31 protein-coding genes are annotated in these 15,857 nt (G+C 67.7%); 28 read left to right on the top strand and 3 right to left on the bottom strand.

The window, feature by feature from the left end:
* From BH95_RS25660 to BH95_RS25650, 3 genes are all read right to left on the bottom strand, one after another.
* Positions 1–399 (bottom strand): hypothetical protein, encoded by a 399-nt coding sequence (locus BH95_RS25660; protein WP_037184902.1) that lies wholly within the window; start codon positions 397–399, stop codon positions 1–3.
* 18 nt (positions 400–417) lie between these two features.
* Entirely contained in the window at positions 418–1,254 is an 837-nt protein-coding gene (locus BH95_RS25655; RefSeq protein ID WP_037164943.1) for a tyrosine-type recombinase/integrase, read from the bottom strand.
* Positions 1,255–1,481: 227 nt separating this feature from the next.
* Positions 1,482–1,778 carry a helix-turn-helix domain-containing protein gene (locus tag BH95_RS25650; protein ID WP_052060182.1) on the bottom strand — a complete coding sequence of 99 codons (297 nt, stop codon included), beginning with the start codon at positions 1,776–1,778 and terminating at the stop codon, positions 1,482–1,484.
* A 167-nt stretch (positions 1,779–1,945) separates the two neighbouring features.
* On the opposite strand from BH95_RS25650, the gene BH95_RS25645 reads away from it, so the two are divergent.
* From BH95_RS25645 to BH95_RS25515, 28 genes are all read left to right on the top strand, one after another.
* Positions 1,946–2,143 carry a type IV toxin-antitoxin system AbiEi family antitoxin domain-containing protein gene (locus BH95_RS25645; protein WP_037165103.1) on the top strand — a complete coding sequence of 66 codons (198 nt, stop codon included), beginning with the start codon at positions 1,946–1,948 and terminating at the stop codon, positions 2,141–2,143.
* Between the two features lie 86 nt (positions 2,144–2,229).
* Positions 2,230–2,448 carry a hypothetical protein gene (locus BH95_RS25640; protein WP_037184899.1) on the top strand — a complete coding sequence of 73 codons (219 nt, stop codon included), beginning with the start codon at positions 2,230–2,232 and terminating at the stop codon, positions 2,446–2,448.
* Entirely contained in the window at positions 2,445–2,693 is a 249-nt protein-coding gene (locus BH95_RS25635; RefSeq protein WP_037184897.1) for a hypothetical protein, read from the top strand. The genes BH95_RS25640 and BH95_RS25635 overlap by 4 nt, the downstream gene beginning before the upstream one ends.
* On the top strand, positions 2,690–3,151 hold the full coding sequence (locus BH95_RS25630) for a hypothetical protein (protein ID WP_037184895.1): 462 nt from the start codon (positions 2,690–2,692) through the stop codon (positions 3,149–3,151). Before BH95_RS25635 ends, BH95_RS25630 begins: the two co-directional genes overlap by 4 nt.
* The gene (locus BH95_RS25625; RefSeq protein WP_037184893.1) at positions 3,151–3,621 is read left to right on the top strand and encodes a hypothetical protein; all 471 of its coding nucleotides are present in this window, start codon (positions 3,151–3,153) and stop codon (positions 3,619–3,621) included. Before BH95_RS25630 ends, BH95_RS25625 begins: the two co-directional genes overlap by 1 nt.
* Positions 3,618–3,875 (top strand): hypothetical protein, encoded by a 258-nt coding sequence (locus tag BH95_RS25620; protein WP_037184890.1) that lies wholly within the window; start codon positions 3,618–3,620, stop codon positions 3,873–3,875. Before BH95_RS25625 ends, BH95_RS25620 begins: the two co-directional genes overlap by 4 nt.
* Entirely contained in the window at positions 3,872–4,222 is a 351-nt protein-coding gene (locus BH95_RS25615) for a hypothetical protein (RefSeq protein WP_037184887.1), read from the top strand. The genes BH95_RS25620 and BH95_RS25615 overlap by 4 nt, the downstream gene beginning before the upstream one ends.
* A complete protein-coding gene (locus tag BH95_RS25610) occupies positions 4,219–5,124 on the top strand; it encodes a YqaJ viral recombinase family protein (RefSeq protein WP_037184885.1) in 906 nt (301 codons plus the stop codon). Before BH95_RS25615 ends, BH95_RS25610 begins: the two co-directional genes overlap by 4 nt.
* A complete protein-coding gene (locus BH95_RS27985; RefSeq protein WP_052060181.1) occupies positions 5,121–6,125 on the top strand; it encodes a recombinase RecT in 1,005 nt (334 codons plus the stop codon). Before BH95_RS25610 ends, BH95_RS27985 begins: the two co-directional genes overlap by 4 nt.
* A 17-nt stretch (positions 6,126–6,142) precedes the next feature.
* The gene (locus BH95_RS25600) at positions 6,143–6,442 is read left to right on the top strand and encodes a hypothetical protein (protein WP_157773199.1); all 300 of its coding nucleotides are present in this window, start codon (positions 6,143–6,145) and stop codon (positions 6,440–6,442) included.
* A gap of 7 nt (positions 6,443–6,449) precedes the next feature.
* Positions 6,450–6,602 carry a hypothetical protein gene (locus BH95_RS28915; RefSeq protein WP_157773197.1) on the top strand — a complete coding sequence of 51 codons (153 nt, stop codon included), beginning with the start codon at positions 6,450–6,452 and terminating at the stop codon, positions 6,600–6,602.
* An 11-nt stretch (positions 6,603–6,613) separates the two neighbouring features.
* Positions 6,614–7,636 (top strand): DNA cytosine methyltransferase, encoded by a 1,023-nt coding sequence (locus BH95_RS25595; RefSeq protein WP_037184880.1) that lies wholly within the window; start codon positions 6,614–6,616, stop codon positions 7,634–7,636.
* Positions 7,633–7,857: a hypothetical protein gene (locus BH95_RS25590; protein ID WP_037184878.1), complete on the top strand. Its 225-nt coding sequence runs from the start codon at positions 7,633–7,635 to the stop codon at positions 7,855–7,857. The genes BH95_RS25595 and BH95_RS25590 overlap by 4 nt, the downstream gene beginning before the upstream one ends.
* A 1-nt stretch (position 7,858) precedes the next feature.
* Positions 7,859–8,800, top strand: a complete 942-nt coding sequence (locus BH95_RS27980) for a hypothetical protein (RefSeq protein ID WP_052060180.1) — start codon at positions 7,859–7,861, stop codon at positions 8,798–8,800.
* On the top strand, positions 8,797–9,282 hold the full coding sequence (locus BH95_RS25580; RefSeq protein WP_037165081.1) for a hypothetical protein: 486 nt from the start codon (positions 8,797–8,799) through the stop codon (positions 9,280–9,282). The genes BH95_RS27980 and BH95_RS25580 overlap by 4 nt, the downstream gene beginning before the upstream one ends.
* Positions 9,246–9,740: an endonuclease VII domain-containing protein gene (locus tag BH95_RS25575; RefSeq protein ID WP_244165136.1), complete on the top strand. Its 495-nt coding sequence runs from the start codon at positions 9,246–9,248 to the stop codon at positions 9,738–9,740. Before BH95_RS25580 ends, BH95_RS25575 begins: the two co-directional genes overlap by 37 nt.
* A gap of 150 nt (positions 9,741–9,890) precedes the next feature.
* Complete coding sequence (locus tag BH95_RS27975) at positions 9,891–10,547, top strand: hypothetical protein (protein ID WP_157773193.1); 657 nt, start codon at positions 9,891–9,893, stop codon at positions 10,545–10,547.
* Complete coding sequence (locus tag BH95_RS25565; protein ID WP_037165078.1) at positions 10,534–10,812, top strand: P27 family phage terminase small subunit; 279 nt, start codon at positions 10,534–10,536, stop codon at positions 10,810–10,812. Before BH95_RS27975 ends, BH95_RS25565 begins: the two co-directional genes overlap by 14 nt.
* On the top strand, positions 10,809–11,105 hold the full coding sequence (locus BH95_RS25560; RefSeq protein WP_037165289.1) for an HNH endonuclease signature motif containing protein: 297 nt from the start codon (positions 10,809–10,811) through the stop codon (positions 11,103–11,105). Before BH95_RS25565 ends, BH95_RS25560 begins: the two co-directional genes overlap by 4 nt.
* 2 nt (positions 11,106–11,107) lie before the next feature.
* On the top strand, positions 11,108–11,965 hold the full coding sequence (locus tag BH95_RS25555) for a cutinase family protein (RefSeq protein ID WP_037184871.1): 858 nt from the start codon (positions 11,108–11,110) through the stop codon (positions 11,963–11,965).
* Between the two features lie 26 nt (positions 11,966–11,991).
* A complete protein-coding gene (locus BH95_RS25550) occupies positions 11,992–12,396 on the top strand; it encodes a hypothetical protein (RefSeq protein ID WP_157773191.1) in 405 nt (134 codons plus the stop codon).
* Positions 12,393–12,572 carry a hypothetical protein gene (locus BH95_RS25545; protein WP_037184867.1) on the top strand — a complete coding sequence of 60 codons (180 nt, stop codon included), beginning with the start codon at positions 12,393–12,395 and terminating at the stop codon, positions 12,570–12,572. Before BH95_RS25550 ends, BH95_RS25545 begins: the two co-directional genes overlap by 4 nt.
* Positions 12,569–12,715: a hypothetical protein gene (locus tag BH95_RS28910; RefSeq protein WP_157773189.1), complete on the top strand. Its 147-nt coding sequence runs from the start codon at positions 12,569–12,571 to the stop codon at positions 12,713–12,715. The genes BH95_RS25545 and BH95_RS28910 overlap by 4 nt, the downstream gene beginning before the upstream one ends.
* Positions 12,716–13,079: 364 nt before the next feature.
* Complete coding sequence (locus tag BH95_RS25535; protein ID WP_037184863.1) at positions 13,080–13,355, top strand: hypothetical protein; 276 nt, start codon at positions 13,080–13,082, stop codon at positions 13,353–13,355.
* Positions 13,349–13,585 (top strand): hypothetical protein, encoded by a 237-nt coding sequence (locus tag BH95_RS25530; RefSeq protein ID WP_037184862.1) that lies wholly within the window; start codon positions 13,349–13,351, stop codon positions 13,583–13,585. Before BH95_RS25535 ends, BH95_RS25530 begins: the two co-directional genes overlap by 7 nt.
* Positions 13,578–14,060 carry a hypothetical protein gene (locus BH95_RS27970; protein WP_052060177.1) on the top strand — a complete coding sequence of 161 codons (483 nt, stop codon included), beginning with the start codon at positions 13,578–13,580 and terminating at the stop codon, positions 14,058–14,060. Before BH95_RS25530 ends, BH95_RS27970 begins: the two co-directional genes overlap by 8 nt.
* Positions 14,061–14,366, top strand: a complete 306-nt coding sequence (locus BH95_RS25520) for a terminase small subunit (protein WP_052060176.1) — start codon at positions 14,061–14,063, stop codon at positions 14,364–14,366.
* Positions 14,347–15,852, top strand: coding sequence for a hypothetical protein (locus tag BH95_RS25515; protein WP_052060175.1), 1,506 nt, complete (start codon positions 14,347–14,349; stop codon positions 15,850–15,852). Before BH95_RS25520 ends, BH95_RS25515 begins: the two co-directional genes overlap by 20 nt.
* Positions 15,853–15,857: the final 5 nt, after the last annotated feature.

The following is a 15,857-nucleotide window of genomic DNA, read 5'->3' as shown; positions in this document are numbered from 1 at the left end:
CTAGTATCCGACCCGAAGCGCAAGGCTGCCGTTCTGGACTCGATCGGCAGGCATGGTCACCGGCTCGCGTCGTCCAATGGTCACCTCATAGAAGTCGCTGGTCTCGCTTACCTCGATTTGCGCCGACAACACACAGGAGCCGTCCGTCTGAACTATGCCCGCCGCGAATTGACTTGCGCCAATTGTGGTCCCACTGTCGTTGCGTATGACTACAGGCGTTCGCTCCGCCACACCGACGAGGGGACGTGCCTCGCAACCGTTGGCTAGTCGCTGCACGTGAGTGGGCGCGACGTTCAGGGCAACCTCTATGTCGATCGGTTCGGCATCCGAGGCTGCCTGCTCGGAAGAACAGGCAGCGAGGGTCACGGCGGACAGTGCCGCCAGCATCAACTTGCGCATGCGTGATTGATAGCACAGCTACGCGATGGCGCGGTACAGGTCCAGCTTCTCGATCGCGGTCCGCATGCGCAGGTCTGTGACGCCGGCGTACCCCTGGGTGGAGTGGATCGATCCGTGGCGCATCAACTCTTGCACGACGCGAATATCCGCCCCGTCCTCCAGCAGCGTGGTGGCGTACCAGTGCCGCAGCGGGTGAGCGGATCCCGGAATCTTCGCGCGCCGGAAGGCATCACCGACGCTCTGGCTCACACTCTTGCGGGTGACGTGTTGCCCCGGCCGTGTCTTGTTCGACGGGAACCACCAGCCCCGCGCCGGCATCGTCTCGGCCGTGGTCGCCAGCACCGGGTGGATCGGTACCCACTTCTCGGTCCCGCCCTTGCCGGGGATGAGCATGCGGCCGCGTGGCAGGTCGACGTTCTCGCCCCGGAACGACGCTATCTCGATGCACCGCAGACCGGCGAGGGTGGCGAGGAGGATCATCACGCGGGTGCGGTGGTGCATGTTCGTGCGCAATAGCGCGATGAGGTGCTCGTCGGCCACGGGGCGAGGCTGCCGCTTCGGTTGCTTGATCTTGCCGACTTTGATCATCGGGTCATCGCTCCGAATGTCTTGTAGCTGTAGCCATTTGAACCACGTCACCAAGTACGAGTGGTAGGTGTAGTGGGTGCTTCTGCTCCACTCCGGGTGCGAGGCGTACCAGCGCACGATGTCGAGCGGCAGCGCGTAGGTCGGGTCGACGCCCGTCTCCAGTGCGAACTGCTGCATCACGCGGATGCGCTCGGTTCTCGTCGTGTCGGCCAGGCGTACGCCGTGGTGCCAGAGTTCCCATTGGTCGATCGTCGCGTTAGTGCTCATGCGTCCCAACAGTCACAGGCGCACCAGTGTTACTGGCGGGTTGAGTCCGACAATTCACCGAATCGCGACACGTCCGATGTCGAACAGGTACCGGCGGTGCCGAACCGGACACACTCACGCAGAACTCACCGCACACCCGGCAGTAGAGGTCGACATCGTTCTCACCCTTGCCGTGGCCGGTCATGACGCGGCCCTCAGCCCGGTCAGGACGCCAAACCTAGGACCTTTTAATCCAAAGTCCGTGGGTTCGATTCTGCGCCTTGCGTTTCCGCTGCTAGCTCGGCCGGAACGGTGCCGTCCTTCAACCACTCGAACGGGACTCCGGTCGCCATTGCCCAGACGCGCAGCGTCGGGCCGGGCACGCGGACGTGGCCGTTCATGTACCGGCCCACGGTCTCGCGGGTGATCTCTAGGTAATCGCCCATTTCCTGCACGCTCATTCCGGACACCCGGAGCGATTTCCGGAGCCGGTCGGCGAGGTCGAACACGGGGATCTGCAAGCGCGGCGCGCTGGGTGCACTCATCGTCGGGTCTCCTTCATCAGTGCGGGTCTTCGTCTGAACAAGATCAATCCTCGCACAACCTTATGACTGCCGCAAGCGCGCGATACGTCACAACATTGTGAATCCTCGCAGACACGCCGGAAGCACAATGTTTTGACAGGCTCAAACATGCCTGCAACGATCACATTGTGACGATCACAGAGAAGCTGATTCCGACGCGTGAAGCTGCGGACCGTCTCGGCGTGACTCCCTCCGGGATTTCGCGGATGGTCGCACGTGGTGAGCTGACGCCGGCGCACAGAGGGACGGGCGTTCGCGGTCCGTTCCTGTTCGACCAGCGCAAGGTCGCGAAGATCGCGGCGCAGCGCACGACGTCCGAATCGTGAAGGCACACAACGAAAAAAGTCCGCGGGCTGTTGGCGCAGCACGCGGACCGAACTCCACCCCTGACGAAAGAGAAGAGGGCACCAGTATGTCCCAAGCACACACGATCGACAAGAGGGACGCCGGCGCGGCGGAACTCGACGAGCATTTCGCGACCGTTCCGCGCGACGACGCGGCCGGCCTGACCGTCGACAACGGCGGTATCGACTGGCTCGTCGTCGGCGGCATGGCCGTAAACCTGTTCCTGCTGGCCGTGGTCGGAATGCTCGGCTGCCAGCTCGTGCGCTGGGTCGCGGTGGTCGCATGAGCGTGAGCACCGACGAGCGGCGATGGGAAACATTTGCCGACCTGACCGCACGGATGCGTGAGCGATTCGAGTCGGACCTGTTCGACGCGTGCGAGGTCGTCGGCGTCTGCGTCGACGAGAAGATCGTCGCCGAAGCGGTCGACGAGACGTTCGACGCGATCCGCGACTGCGGGCTCGAGGTCGAGGACGACGGCGACCCGGACGGCGACTACGACCGGGCGCGCGACGCAGAGGTCGGGCTGTGAGGGCCGCGGGCACGCGCGTGTCCTTCAAGTTCGAGATGCCCTCTCGGACGGAGCAGGGATCCGGCGTTATTTCCGCTGACGGCGAGGACGGGTTCCTGGTCCTCGACGACGCGCGGTTCGACTCGGGCAAGTCCGCGGCGCGGATCTGGATTCCGCTTACCAAGCTGCGCCTGTTGTGGGCCGACGAGCTGCCGGCGCTGTCGGACTCGTCTCGCGAGAAGTCGACCGCCGGGCGGCGTGGTTCGCCGGTCTCGCCGGGGACGGTGCTGATGATGGGCGACCTCGTGCTCGACCGGAGCGGCTACGCCTGGTCGATGTTCTCGGACAAGCGGCTGCGCTCGGGCTGGTTCTCGGACGAGTACGCGCTGACCCTCGGCGAGCTGGTCGAGATGCGCGGGCCGATCACCTTTCACGGACACGACGACACGGACGACGAGAACGACGGGCGGGACGAGTGATGGACGCACGAACTGATCGAGCATGGAACGGGTTCGCGGCCGACGTCGCGGTGTGGATCGACCGCGCCGGCGAGCAACTGTCGGCGATCGCGCACGCGCACGGCGTCAAGGTGAGCCGGCACGAGATAGAAACGGCGCTCGAATCCATCGTAGGGACGGTCGAGGACAAACACGCGATCGAACCTCGACCGGAGACGGCGACCGTCGACGACGTGCTGTCCGGATTCGCCGGCATGGCCGCGCGGGTACTGGCGCGCTCGTCCGCGCAGCAATGGGCGAGTGCGGCCGGCGACATTGCGGTCGACGCGTATTTCGACGCGATGGACGGATCGAAGGATCCGGGCGCGTCGTCGCCGCAGTGGCGCGACGCCGCGCGGACGACGGCGATCGACGCCTACCTCGACGGCATGGCAGTCGGCGCGCGGATCGACGCGTTCGGCGTCTCGATGCGAAAGGCGGCCGGCTTGTGAATCCAACACTCATTCGCGGGCGATTCGGGCACGCGTGCGAGAAATGCGGCGCGATCGTCGTCGGGGCGGCTCTGACGCCGTCCAAGTCGGCGATCCTTGAGCTGGTCGCAGCCGGCGGAAACTATGCCGTCGACCTGGACTCGGCCGGTTCGCCGGTAGCAACGCGGCTGACTGCCCACCAGTCGCGGATGCGCAACAAGGCCGGCCTCGGCGTTTGGTCGGAGCACCGTACGAACTGCGTGGGCCGACGATGAGCGCGCGGACGTCCGCGGACCTGTCACGTGACCAGTCCGCGGACCTGTCACGGGAGACATTCGACGCGGGCGAGCTGGTCAACATGCGCTCGACGTCCGGCGGGCGGGTCGAGGTCACCCTCGCCGTGCCGGCCGGCGTCGCGGCGGAAATGACGCTCGGGCACTGGTACGAGCCGGTTTCGACCGATGGTGTCGACGCGCAGGTCGTCGGCTGGCAGGACGACGGATCGCTGATCCTCTCGCCGGTCGAGGCGGCCGCGGTGCGCGAAGTCCTTCAGTCCGTGCGCGCGGAAAGTGCCGGAAATTTGCGCCGCATTTCGTACGCGCTGGGGGTGGTCGTCGAATGAGCGTGAAGATCAAACCGGGGTCTCCGGAATGGCTCGCCACCATGTCGCCGTCCAAGGCCGCGGCCGTCCTTGGGCTCTCGCGGTGGGAATCGCCGCGGTCGCTGTGGCACCGGATGCGCGGCGATCTGCCGCCGGAGGATCCGAAAGACGAGTTCGCGGTCGGGCACGCGTTCGAGCTGGCGCTCTCGGAGCTGTGGCGCGGCGCTAATCCGGGCTGGCGGCTCTCGCCGGGCGAAGTGCAGTTCGACGCGTCCGATCGGTTCGGGTTCCCCTTCATCGCCACGATCGACGGCCGGGCGTCGCGGGGCAGCTCGCGGCGCGTGGTGGAGAAGAAAACGGCGCGCAAGCTCGAGGAGTGGGGCGACTTCTTCACTGACGAAGGGCCGGCGGACTACATAACGCAGGTCATCGTGCAGCAAGGCGTCTCGGGATACACGCGTGAGCCGGCGCACCTGGTGGTGATGGGTCCGTTCTTTCAGTGGCACACCTACCGGGTGCGGTTCGACGCGGACCTGTTCGACGAGATTGTCGGCACGCTGCGCGCGTTTCACCGCTCGCTGTCGGATCCGGACGCCGGGCCGGCGCTCGACGATCACGTCGCGACTTACGACACGGTGCGCGCGCTCCATCCTGACGTCGACGGCTCGGCGGTGCAGCTCGAGGAAGAGCTGGCGCTGGCCTACCTCGGCGCGGTGGTCGATCACCGGGAGTCGGAGGCGCGGCTGCGCGGGCTCAAAACCGAAGTGCTCGACGTGATGGGCGACGCCGCGGAGGCGTTCCTGACGCGCGAAGAGCAGGACGGAAAACAGACATACAAGGTCGCCGGCCGCGGGCCGGGGCCGCACAACTCGATCCGGCTCAATCCGGCGGGGAAGAAAGTAATGGAGGCGCTGAGCGTATGAGTAACGAACTGGCAGTGCGGAATCCAGTAACAGAGCTGGCGATCGAGCCGGAGCAGGTCGGCTTCACCGACCAGCAGCGCGCGGCGGTGCTGCGCCTGGCCGGCGTGCAGGACGCGCCGAACGAAGAGGTCGAGCTGTTCTTTCACCAGTCCAAGCGGACCGGCCTCGATCCGTTCTCGAAACAGATTTACCTGATCGCGCGGGCGAAGCGGAAGAAGCAGGGGAACAACTGGGTCGACGACGGGCACACGTACACGATCCAGACGGGGATCGACGGGTATCGGGTGCTCGGGCATCGGGTCGCGCGGGCGCGCGGCGACGTCCTCGAGGTCGAGGAGCCGCTGTGGCGCGATCGCGATTCGGGGTGGGACGACGCGTGGTTCGACCAGCGTCCGCCGGCCGCGGCGAAGGTGACGATCACGGTCAACGGGAATCGGTACGTCTCGGTTGCGATGTATGCCGAATATGTCCAGCAAACCGGCTACGGCGAGTCTCTGCGCCCTAACTCGATGTGGGCGAAGATGCCGGCAAACCAGCTCGCGAAGTGCGCAGAGGCGGCGTGCTGGCGACTGGCGTATCCGAACGACTTCGCCGGCCTCGTCCTCGAGGACGCCGCGCAGAACCTCGCGGACCTGAACGAGCCGGCCGTCGCCGAACGCAAGCGTCGGGGTCCGGGCCGCGGCGTCGCCGGAGTCCGGGCCGCGGTGATGGGCGGAGACAAGCCGGCGCACGAGGTCGTCGACGCGGATCCGGAGCCGGCGGCCGGCGGGGCGTCACCTGATCCGGAGCCGGTCGCGGCGACGCAGCGCGACCGAACCAAGCTCGTTAAGGCGCTCGACGCCGCGGGGATCGGTAACGACGAGGAGCGGCGCGCGTTCCTGAACCAGCGCGTCGGGCGCGAGCTGTCGGCGCTGACGGACCTTACGCGCGACGAGATAGCGGGCGTGGTGCGTTTCCTCGAGGAATCGGTCGCGGACCGGGAGCCGGTGGCCGGCGCGTGACGGCGGCGGACTCGGCCGTGGCGCTCTACGAGCGGGCCGTCGACGCGGCGTTCGGCCGCGACGACGAGCAGGGGCTCGCGGTGTGCCGGCGGGCAGCGTTCCGCCCGGAGCCGGGGCGGCGGACCTTGTGGGACGGTTCGGCACCGGACGAGACGTGGCGCGATATGCGCGTGCGTCAGTCCGCGGCCGCGGAACTGTGCATGGTCTGCCCTGCCTTCACCGCGTGCCGGGAAATGGTCGCCGATATGGACGAGCGCGGACTGCTCGTCGACGGCGTGGTCGCCGGTGAGGCGCGCATGTGGCGGCGGAGTTACTGAGCGCGCAGTGACACAACTCGATTTGTTCGACCAGAGCGTCGGCGGCGGCGACGAGCTGCCGCCGGCGCGCTGGTGCTTCGTGTGCGAGAAGCGCCAGCGGCCGCCGGCCGGGATCTGCGGGCCGGCGTGCATACCAACCAATCAAGAGGACGAAAACTAATGACTTGCAACATGATTGACGAGCGAACGCCGATCCTCGTCGACGCGTTCGCCGGGCCGGGCGGATGGGACGAGGGCGCGCGTATAGCGGGCTATACCGGGCAGCTCGTCGGAATCGACACCGATCCGGACGCGTGCGCGACCGCTGAAGCGGCCGGCCACAACCGGATCCGCGCGGACGTCGCGGCGTTCGATCTGACCTACTTCGAGCAGTACCTCGTCGACGTGCTCGTGCTCTCGCCTCCGTGCCAAGCGTGGAGCAGTGCCGGCGGCAAGCTCGGCGAGTTCGACCGGGTGCAGTGCCACACACTCGCCGATCGCATGGCCGCCGGCGACGACTCGACCGACTTCTATGCGTGGGCCGACGATCGCTCGCCGCTGGTGTGCCAGCCGGTGCGCTGGGTGCGCGAGCTGCGGCCGCGCGTCGTCGTCCTCGAGGAAGTGCCGGAGGTCGCGTCACTGTTCGAGCACTTCGCGCGGATCTTCCGGAGCTGGGGCTACTCGGTGACGGTGAAGCAGCTCGCGGCCGAAGCGCACGGCGTCGCGCAGACGCGCCGGCGGGTAATTCTGATCGGGCGTCGCGACGGTGTGCCGGCGACCGCGCCAGAGCCGACGCGCGCGCAGTGGCCGGAGCCGGTCGAGGTCGACCTGTTCGGATCCATGCTCGACCGGCCGCGGACTATGGCCGACGCGCTCGGGTGGACCGGCGGCGCTTCACCTGAAGGATTCGGGCCGGGCGATGTGACCATGCTCGCGGCCGGCGTCACGGGGCAATCGCGGCCGCGCGATCCGTACGGCGCGCCGGCGGCGACGATCACGGGCAAGGGCACGGCCGTGTGGAAACAGTCCCTCGGTGTCGGGGCCTCGGTGACGCGGCGCGTCTCGGTCGCCGAAGCGGGCGCGCTTCAGAGTTTCCGGGCGGACTATCCGTGGTCGGGCTCGGTAACCAAGCAATTCGAGCAGGTCGGAAACGCTGTTCCCCCGCGGCTCGCGGCCGCCATTCTGGGCCCACTACTTCCGCCGGCGACGTCGTGACGCGGCGGCGGAGCGGGTGGCGTTCGTACGTCTGCGGTCTCTACGACGATCTGGTCGAGGCGCAGGCGCAGCGGCGCGACGAGTACGCGCTCGGCTACCAGGCCGACGAGGAACTGTTTTACGCGCGGGTCGAGTCGCGCGTGACGTTTAAGCAAACCCTGATTATGTGCCGCGGTTGGGCAGACCGTTTCGGTGCCGGCGCGGACGCTGGGAGGTCCTGACGTGGAGAAGGTATGGCTGTCGACGACGTACTACATGGATCCGGCTGTGGAGGAGCTGACGCCCAACGCTGAGCGTCTGATGACGCGGGCGATCGCCTACTGCGGCAACGCGGAAAACGGCGGAAAAATCACGCGAAAAGCGTTGGCAAACCTCGGCATACCGGCGAGTAGATCGCGAGTAGCTGAGCTGTGCGCGGCAAAAATTCTCGTCGAAACCGACGATCCGAACGTGCTCGAATTTCGGACGTGGGGACAGTGGCAAGAGTCCGGCGACGCGCTGGCCAGGCGAAAGAAGGCCGATCGCGAACGTAAAGCGCGTGAGCGGGACAGAAAAAAGCGCCAGGAAGAGGAGGGGGTGTCACGGGACATGTCACGTGACGTCCGCGCTACAGAGAAGAGAAGAGAAGAGAATATACCTACTTACGTAGGTAGTTCGTCTCACGTAAGCAACGCGGGCGAAGCCGATTCGCGGCCGTCGTCGGGCCGGGTCGGTTACGAGGATCCGAAGACCGGTCACGTCGTGGTCGTCGAGTCGGATCCGGTGCTCGATATCGACGTGAACGTGGCTCGCGGTCCGGCCGTCGATCCGACGCCGTGGAAGCTGATCCGCGACGCGATCCCGGTCGAGCATCCGCAATCGGTGAAGACGGCGCTCGCCCTCGAGGTGAAGATGTTGCTCGCCGGCGGGACGACGCACGAGGACGTGAAGTCGGCGCTCGTGCTGTGGATGCAGAAGCCGGGCCTCGGGCCGCGCACGCTGCCCTCGCTCGTGTCCGAAGTGATCCGGACGCGCTCGGCACCGGCTCGGACGGCGGCGGCTCGGCCGTCGACGACGGACGCTCGGGTGGCCGCGGTGCAGGAGGCGAAGGCCGCGGAGCGCACGACCGGGCGGCGGTCAATCTTCGCGGTCGGTAGCAACGAGCCGGCGGAGCTGGCGCAGTGACGCGCGATGACGTGTGGGATCTGCTGACGGGGATCGCGGCGTTCGACCAGCGCACGGTCGGGCAGTCCGACGTCGACGTGTGGTTCGCGACGGTCGGGTCGGTGCCGATCGAGGATGCCGTCGAGGCCGTGGTGATCCACCACAAGACGTCGCCGGATCGGATCAAGCCGTTTCACGTCGTCGACGGTGCTCGGCGGCTGGCGAATGATCGGGTTATGCGGCTCGACGCGGAGGGCCGGGCGCAGCGCGAGGACTCGCGGGATCGCCGGCTGCGACTGGTCGGACCCGACGAGCAGCTCGGCGCGCTGCCGATCGCGGCGGACGGGGATCCGGTGCCGGGCGCGTACGACGTGAACGGCGCGGTCGATCGGCCGTGTCCGAAGTGCGGGGCCGAAGAAATGTCGCCGTGCGTGAACGTCCGGAGCGGCGAGCCTCGCCGGATTCCGTGCCTCGAGCGGCTGACCGGGAAGGCTCGGCTGTGACGGCGGCGGTCGAGGCGAAGCGGTGCAAGGACTGCGGTCCGGAGTCGAAGCGGCCGGCGACGTATCCGGGTCCGCGGTGCGCGACGCATCACCGGGAGGCGCGCAAGGCGTCGAAGCTGCGGGCGCACGGCCGGCACGTCGAGCGGACTTACGGGATCACCGCGGAGGACTATTGGGCGCTCTACCAGGCGCAGGACGGGCGGTGCTTCATCTGCCGGCGGGCGACGGGCAAGGCGAAGCGACTGCCGGTCGACCACGATCACGGCACCGGGGAAGTCCGCGGGTTGCTGTGCGGGCCGTGCAATCGCGACGTGCTCGGGCATCTGCGGCACGACGCGGCGGCGTTCGTGCGAGCGATCGAGTACCTACTCGATCCGCCGGCTCGTGCCGTTCTGGGCGACCGCCGGAATGCCGGCCAGATGGACGCAGGAGCGACGAACGGGGTCGCCGGCGGGTGAGTTGCCCGGCGGAGCGTCGGCGCCATGCTCACAATCGAGCTGCGCCTCATAACGTGACAGAGGGTCACGTTGTGACTTCTAGCGGTGTTTGCGAGACTGACGAGCGCGACGCCGATCGGCGTCGCGGACGTCGACGACGAGGAGCGCAGGGTGCCGGATGCGGTGAGCTACACGCACGACACGCCGGAGCGCCGGCCGACGCGGCTGTGGGAAGTCCAGAACGCCGTTACGGCGCTCGCCGATTTCGAGTCGCACAAGGAAACGACGTGCTACACCTACGGGCAGTTTTCGCTGATCGACGCCGTGGTCGCGCTACTCGACAAGACCGGGCCGGCGCATATGGACGTCTGCACGTGGACGGTCGGGATCGCCGATATGGCGCGCGTTTACGAGCTGATCGAGGCCGGGCGGATCCTGTCGGTTCGGTGGGTCGTCGACCAGGGATTCGAGTCTCGCCAGCCGGGCTATTGCGAATACTTCCGGCACCTGTACGGCGACGAGCGGATCCGCACGCTACGGGCGCACGCGAAGTTTATCCTTCTACGAAATGAGCAGTGGGACATAATCATTCGCACGTCGATGAACCTCAACCAGAACACTCGATTCGAGCACTTGGACGTAACCGACGATCCGAAGCTCTCGCAGTGGCACCGATCGGTGATCGACGGAATTTTCGAGACGGAAACGCTCGGCGACTTCAAACCAAAAAGCAACGTCGAAGTGAACGGCGTCGCGGCCGCGGAACACGCCGGCAAGGTCAAACGCGGACGCGTCGAGAGCAGAGGGCGAGTCAATGTCGGAACGTAAACCACCACAACATCTTTCGGAGTCCGCGGCCGCGGTGTGGCTGTACACCGTTGGGCGGCACAACTCCCCCGACGACATTCTCGGGCCGGAACTCGACTCGTATTGCGTCGTCGTCGCGCGCTCTCGCGACGCCGCGAAGCGGATCGACGAGGAGGGCGCAGTCGTGAACGACGAGCGCGGAAACGCCGTCGAGCATCCGGCGTTCGCGATCGAGCGCAAAGCGCAGGCCGCGATCAAGGCGTGGGGCGATCGGTTCGCGCCGTGAGCGCGGTCGGTGCCGGCCGGTCCGGGCGCGCGTGGCGCGCACTGTCGGCGGACTTCCGCAAGGCGTGCGAGGAGTCGGACGCGCCGTGCTGGATGGACGGCCAACCCATCAACTACGCGGCCGGGCCGGACGAGCCGGACGCGTTCAACGTCGACCACTTCTACCCGGTGTCGACGCACCCAGAACTCGGGAACGATCCGGCGAATCTTCGTGCCTCACATCGCGCGTGCAACATCGCGCGCGGCAACGGTGACGCGCCGCTCGGGCTCGGGGAACTATCAGAGGATTGGTGAACATGGCTCGAATCAGAGCACTATCGGCGGCCGTACTGCTGGCCGCCGGATCTGGAATTTTCGCGGCTGCGCCTGCCGGCGCGCAAGGTCTCGGCTGCGCCTCGACAATCGTCGTCGCCGTCGACGGGACAAGCTCGGTCGGGCTTGAGCACACCGTCGTGACTGCGCACACCGACATAGCCGCGGCGAACGGCGCGGACGTCCGACGTATCGACTACCCCGGCTCTATCTGGCCGCTCGGTCCGTACACGTTCGACCAGTCCGTGCAGATGGGCGTCGACGCGACGCGCGCAGAGCTGGCGAAGATCGCGGCGGAATGCCCGGACTCGGACGTCGAGCTGATCGGGCACTCGCAAGGCGCGACCGTCGTCGGCGACACGATCGAGCAGATGACGGCGGACGGGCTCGACACGAGCGCATATCGCGCCGTACTGCTCTCGGACTCTCGCAACCCTGCCGGCATCGGCGCACGCGTGCCCGGAATCTTTCCCGGCTACACAATGCGCGGGATCCGCGGCGACACCGGCGGCGTCGAGCTGGTGCAAGTCTGCCGGCCGCGGGATCCGATCTGTGACTGGCCGACCGTCGAAGAACTCGACCGGTTCGTGACGCTCGGCGCGGACTTCGCGGCACATCACACCGACTATCCGCCCGGCTACCTCGACACCGTGCCACCACCAGCGCACGGTCCCGTGCTGCCGGCCGTCGACGTCCCGGAGCTGCCGGAGCTGCCACCGCTGCCGAACCTGACGGAGCCGTACACGCCGCGGCCGCTCGGGCTGTACCTGCCCGAATGGCTGCGCTCGGCACTGCCGGCGGCCGTCGTCGACTGGGTGCCGCCGGCACTCCCCCGACCCTGACAACACCAACCAAGGAGGACCAACACATGACAACGCACGCACTGCTCGACGCCGCGGCATTCCTCGGCGCGCTGATCCTGTTCCTACTCGCGGCCGTCGCCGTGCTCGTCGTCGTCGCCGGCATCATCGTCGGCGTCGTCGTCGCACCGATCGCTCGGCTCGTCCGGACGCGAGGGCCACGTGACCACGTAACGATCGACCACGACAAAGACGGCGGACTGCGGTTCGACGGACCAGTCGACCCGGCGACCGCTGAACAAATGCGCGCCGCATTCGACGCGCACGCACGCGCGGCCGGCGACGCCGGCGACGCCGGCGACGGACTGAGCGACGAACAACGCCGCACCATTCGCGAAACATTCGGACCAGGCGGACCCGGCGTCGTCCGCGCGGACGGAATCAACCTCGACAAGATGGGCGGCAACCGGTGAGCGCCGGCGGTCGACTCATCGCTGCGCGCGTACTCGTCGGCGTCGGTGCCGGCAACCTCGGCGCGGCCACGGCGAGCGGCGGCGCTTGGTGGTGGCTCGCGCTCGCGCTCATCGCCATGTTCGCCGGCGACGCGCTGCTACTGGGAACCATCGCGCGATCGGAGTCCGCGGCATGAACAACTGCGAACACTGCATGAGAGAAGCGGAGTACCGCGCCAGCAAAGCGGCCGGCACCGTCGACGAGCACTACGCCGCGGTACTCGACGGCCGAACGCTGACGTCGACCAAGCTCGCGCACGCGAACGGCGGTGCATCGTGAGCGATAGCTATAGCGCGCTAGACGTGCTCGACGACTTACACGCGGTCGGAGTCTGGCCGATCCCCTTATGGGCAATGGGCGTCGCCGTCTGCCACGACTGCGGCCACCAGCTCGGCACATTCGAGCGCCAGCGCACACTCTGCGCGCTATGCGAGCGCACGCGAACCTCGGCCATGCTCCGGCGCTACCTGACCGCCGACGAACGATCGGTGACACTGCACCACTGGACGCCAGGGGTAGGGGCTTTCCCATCACAGCGCGCCAGCCAGCCGGACGGGTTCGGGTCGGTACCCGTCCTCTCCCCCCGGAAGGTGACCACCCATCACGCGCGCGCACGCGTAGCGGACGCCGGCGGTGCGCCGTGATGCCGGTCGACTGGTGGTTCGTCGGGCTGATCGCGGCCGTCTGCGCGGTGAACACGGTCGCGTCGGGCGTCGTGGCTCGCCGGCGTTCGGTCCGGGCCGCTGCGCTCGTCGAGCTCGAGGAGGCGACGGATGCGTTCCGGTGGGCGGAGGCGCGCGAGTGGTCCCTGATCGGCGGCGACTGGTTCGCGCACCGGCGCGCGGTGTCAGAACTCGGCCGGGCGCGCGGGCGCATGATCCGGGCGCGGCGTGATCTGCCGCGGCGTCGGTCGTGGTGACGGATGCGCCGGCGCGCCGGCGATACCTGAAGGGCGACGCGGCGGCCGCGGTCGTCGAGGACTTCATGTGGTTGCTCGACGTCGGCGAGTACGTCGACCGGGCGCTGCGGCGCGTCGGGGTGACGCCGGCCGCGATGGAGAAGTTGCTGCGCCGGCGCGGCGTCGAGCTGCCGGCGCAACTGGTGGGCGTCGCGGCGCAACGCCGGCGGGAAGGACTGGGGAATGGCTGACGACGAGACGGTCGCAGAGCGGGCGCTGCGTATGCGTAAGTCCGGCTCGTCGTGGGCGACGATCGAGGAGTCGGCGGGGCTGCCGGCCGCGGTGCTCGCGGAAATGGTCGCGGATCTGCTGGTCGCTTCACCTGAAGTCACGCGCGATATCGAGACGCGGCTCGACCTCGCTCGGCTCGACGAGCTGCTGGTGCCGGTGTGGCGATACGCGAAAAAGGGCGATCCGAAGTCGGTCGACCAGGCAATGAAGATTCTCAATCGCCGACACGAGTTGCTGTCGGAACTCGGCGGATCCTCGGTCGAGCTGCCGGCCGGCGCGGAGGCCGGCGACGAGGACGGGCCGGCTCCGGAGGATCGGCCGGCGGTCGCGGTGACGCCGGCGGACTACCTCGCGAGCGTGCGTCGGGCGGCGGCCGGTTCGGCTGCGCCGGCGCTGCGGCTCGTGGAGGACGACGACGAGGACGGGGACGAGTAGATGACTGACCAGGACGAGAGTCTGCCGGCGTCGGTGGCGCGGGCGGTCGCGGCGCGCGGTGCTGAGATTAAGCGCGAGGACCAGGCCGCGGTCGACCTCGCGATGCGGTACGCGCTTCAGATCGAGGCCGGCGTGCAGGCCGGCGGGCAGGATGCGACGAAGGCGCTCTACCTCGGGCCTCACCTGTTGAAAACTCTCGGCGAGCTGGGTTGCACTCCGGCCGGCCGGGTCACGCTGGCCGGCGGCGACGCCGGCTCGGCGAAGGGCGGAAAGTTGGCGGCTCGCCGTGCTGGCCGCGCCGGTTAAGGGTCACACCACGCCGCGCGTCTTCACTCCGGAGCTGCGCGAGCTGACGCCGGAGACGTCGCTCGGTTTCGAGTGCGTCGCGTTCCTCGAGGAGGATCTGGGCTGGGTGCTGCGGCCGTGGCAACGGTGGTTGTATATCCATGCGCTCGAACTCGACGAGTCGGGCGAGGGCTTCAGGTTCGACACGATTGTCGTGCTGATTGCTCGCCAGAACGGGAAGACGAAGTGGTTGCTCGGGCTGGCGCTGTGGCGGCTCTATGTCGACATGGCTCGGCTCGTGATTTCGACGGCGCAGGATCTCGACAAGGCGGAAGAACTGCTCGACGAGGGCGCGGGGATCATCGACGAGGATCCGGAGCTTAACGGCGAGCTGGTCAAGTACCTACAGACGAACGGAAAACGGAAGATCACCCTTACCGGCCGGCGTCGGTGGAAGGCGCAGACGGCGACGCGTAAGGGTGGCCGTTCGTTGTCCGCGGATCTGGCGATCCTCGACGAGCTGCGCGAGCATCAGAGCTGGGCGGCGTGGTCGGCGATCGTGCCGACGACGACGGCCGTCGCGCGCTCGCAGGTTGTCGCGGTGTCGAACGCCGGCGACCAGACGTCGATCGTTCTACGTACGTTGCGCGACGCGGCCGGCCGGAAGATCGAACTCGGGCAGACGGACGAGACGAAGGTCGGACTGTTCGAGTGGTCGGTGCCCAAGGGCGTGCCTTTCCGGGATCCGCAATATTGGCCGTACGCGAATCCTTCACTCGGGTACGGGATCACGCTCGAAAAGCTAAAGGGCTTCCTCGACACGGGAATGCCGGAGGCGGAGTTTTGCACGGAGTACCTGTGTCAGTGGGTCGACACGCTCGATCCGGGAGTGTTCCCGGAGGGCGCGTGGGAGAAGTGCCGGGATCCGGAGTCACGGCGCGCGCCGGATGCGCCGCTGTCGGTGGCGCTCGACGTGTCGTTCGATCGTCGGTGGTCGCACATCACGGTAGCCGCACCGCGTGCGGACGGCGCGTTTCACGTCGAGCTGATCGCGTCGCGGGCCGGTACTGATTGGATCGTCGACTGGTTCGCCAAACGGGCACAACGTATGCCGGAGGTCGTGGTGCAGGCGCGCGGCGCGCCGGCGTCGTCGCTGATCGAGGATCTGAAGCTGGTCGAGTACGAGGACGAGGACGGGAACAAGCGCACGCTGAAGGTCATCGAGTGGGGCGGGCCGGAGCTGGCGGCGGCGTCGGGCCGGTTCTATGACGCGGTGATGCAGCGGCGGATCCGGCACCGGGGGCAGCCTCGACTGACCGCGGCCGCGGATCTGGTGAAGTCCAAACAGTCCGGCGACGCATGGTTTTTCGAGCGTAAGAACAGTGTCGGCGACGTCGCGCCGGTGGTGTCGGGTGTTGCGGCGGTCTGGCGTGCCATGCAGCCTAAAGAGGACGAATCGTCGTCCGCTTATGACGAATACGACGACGCGGAAAGCATGTTCGCGTGATCGGG

The sequence above is a fragment of the Rhodococcoides fascians A44A genome (genome assembly GCF_000760735.1).
Classification (GTDB): Bacteria; Actinomycetota; Actinomycetes; order Mycobacteriales; family Mycobacteriaceae; genus Rhodococcoides; species Rhodococcoides fascians_E.
The sequence above is the reverse complement of the archived record's forward strand: the minus strand, read 5'-3'. Positions and strand labels throughout refer to the sequence as shown.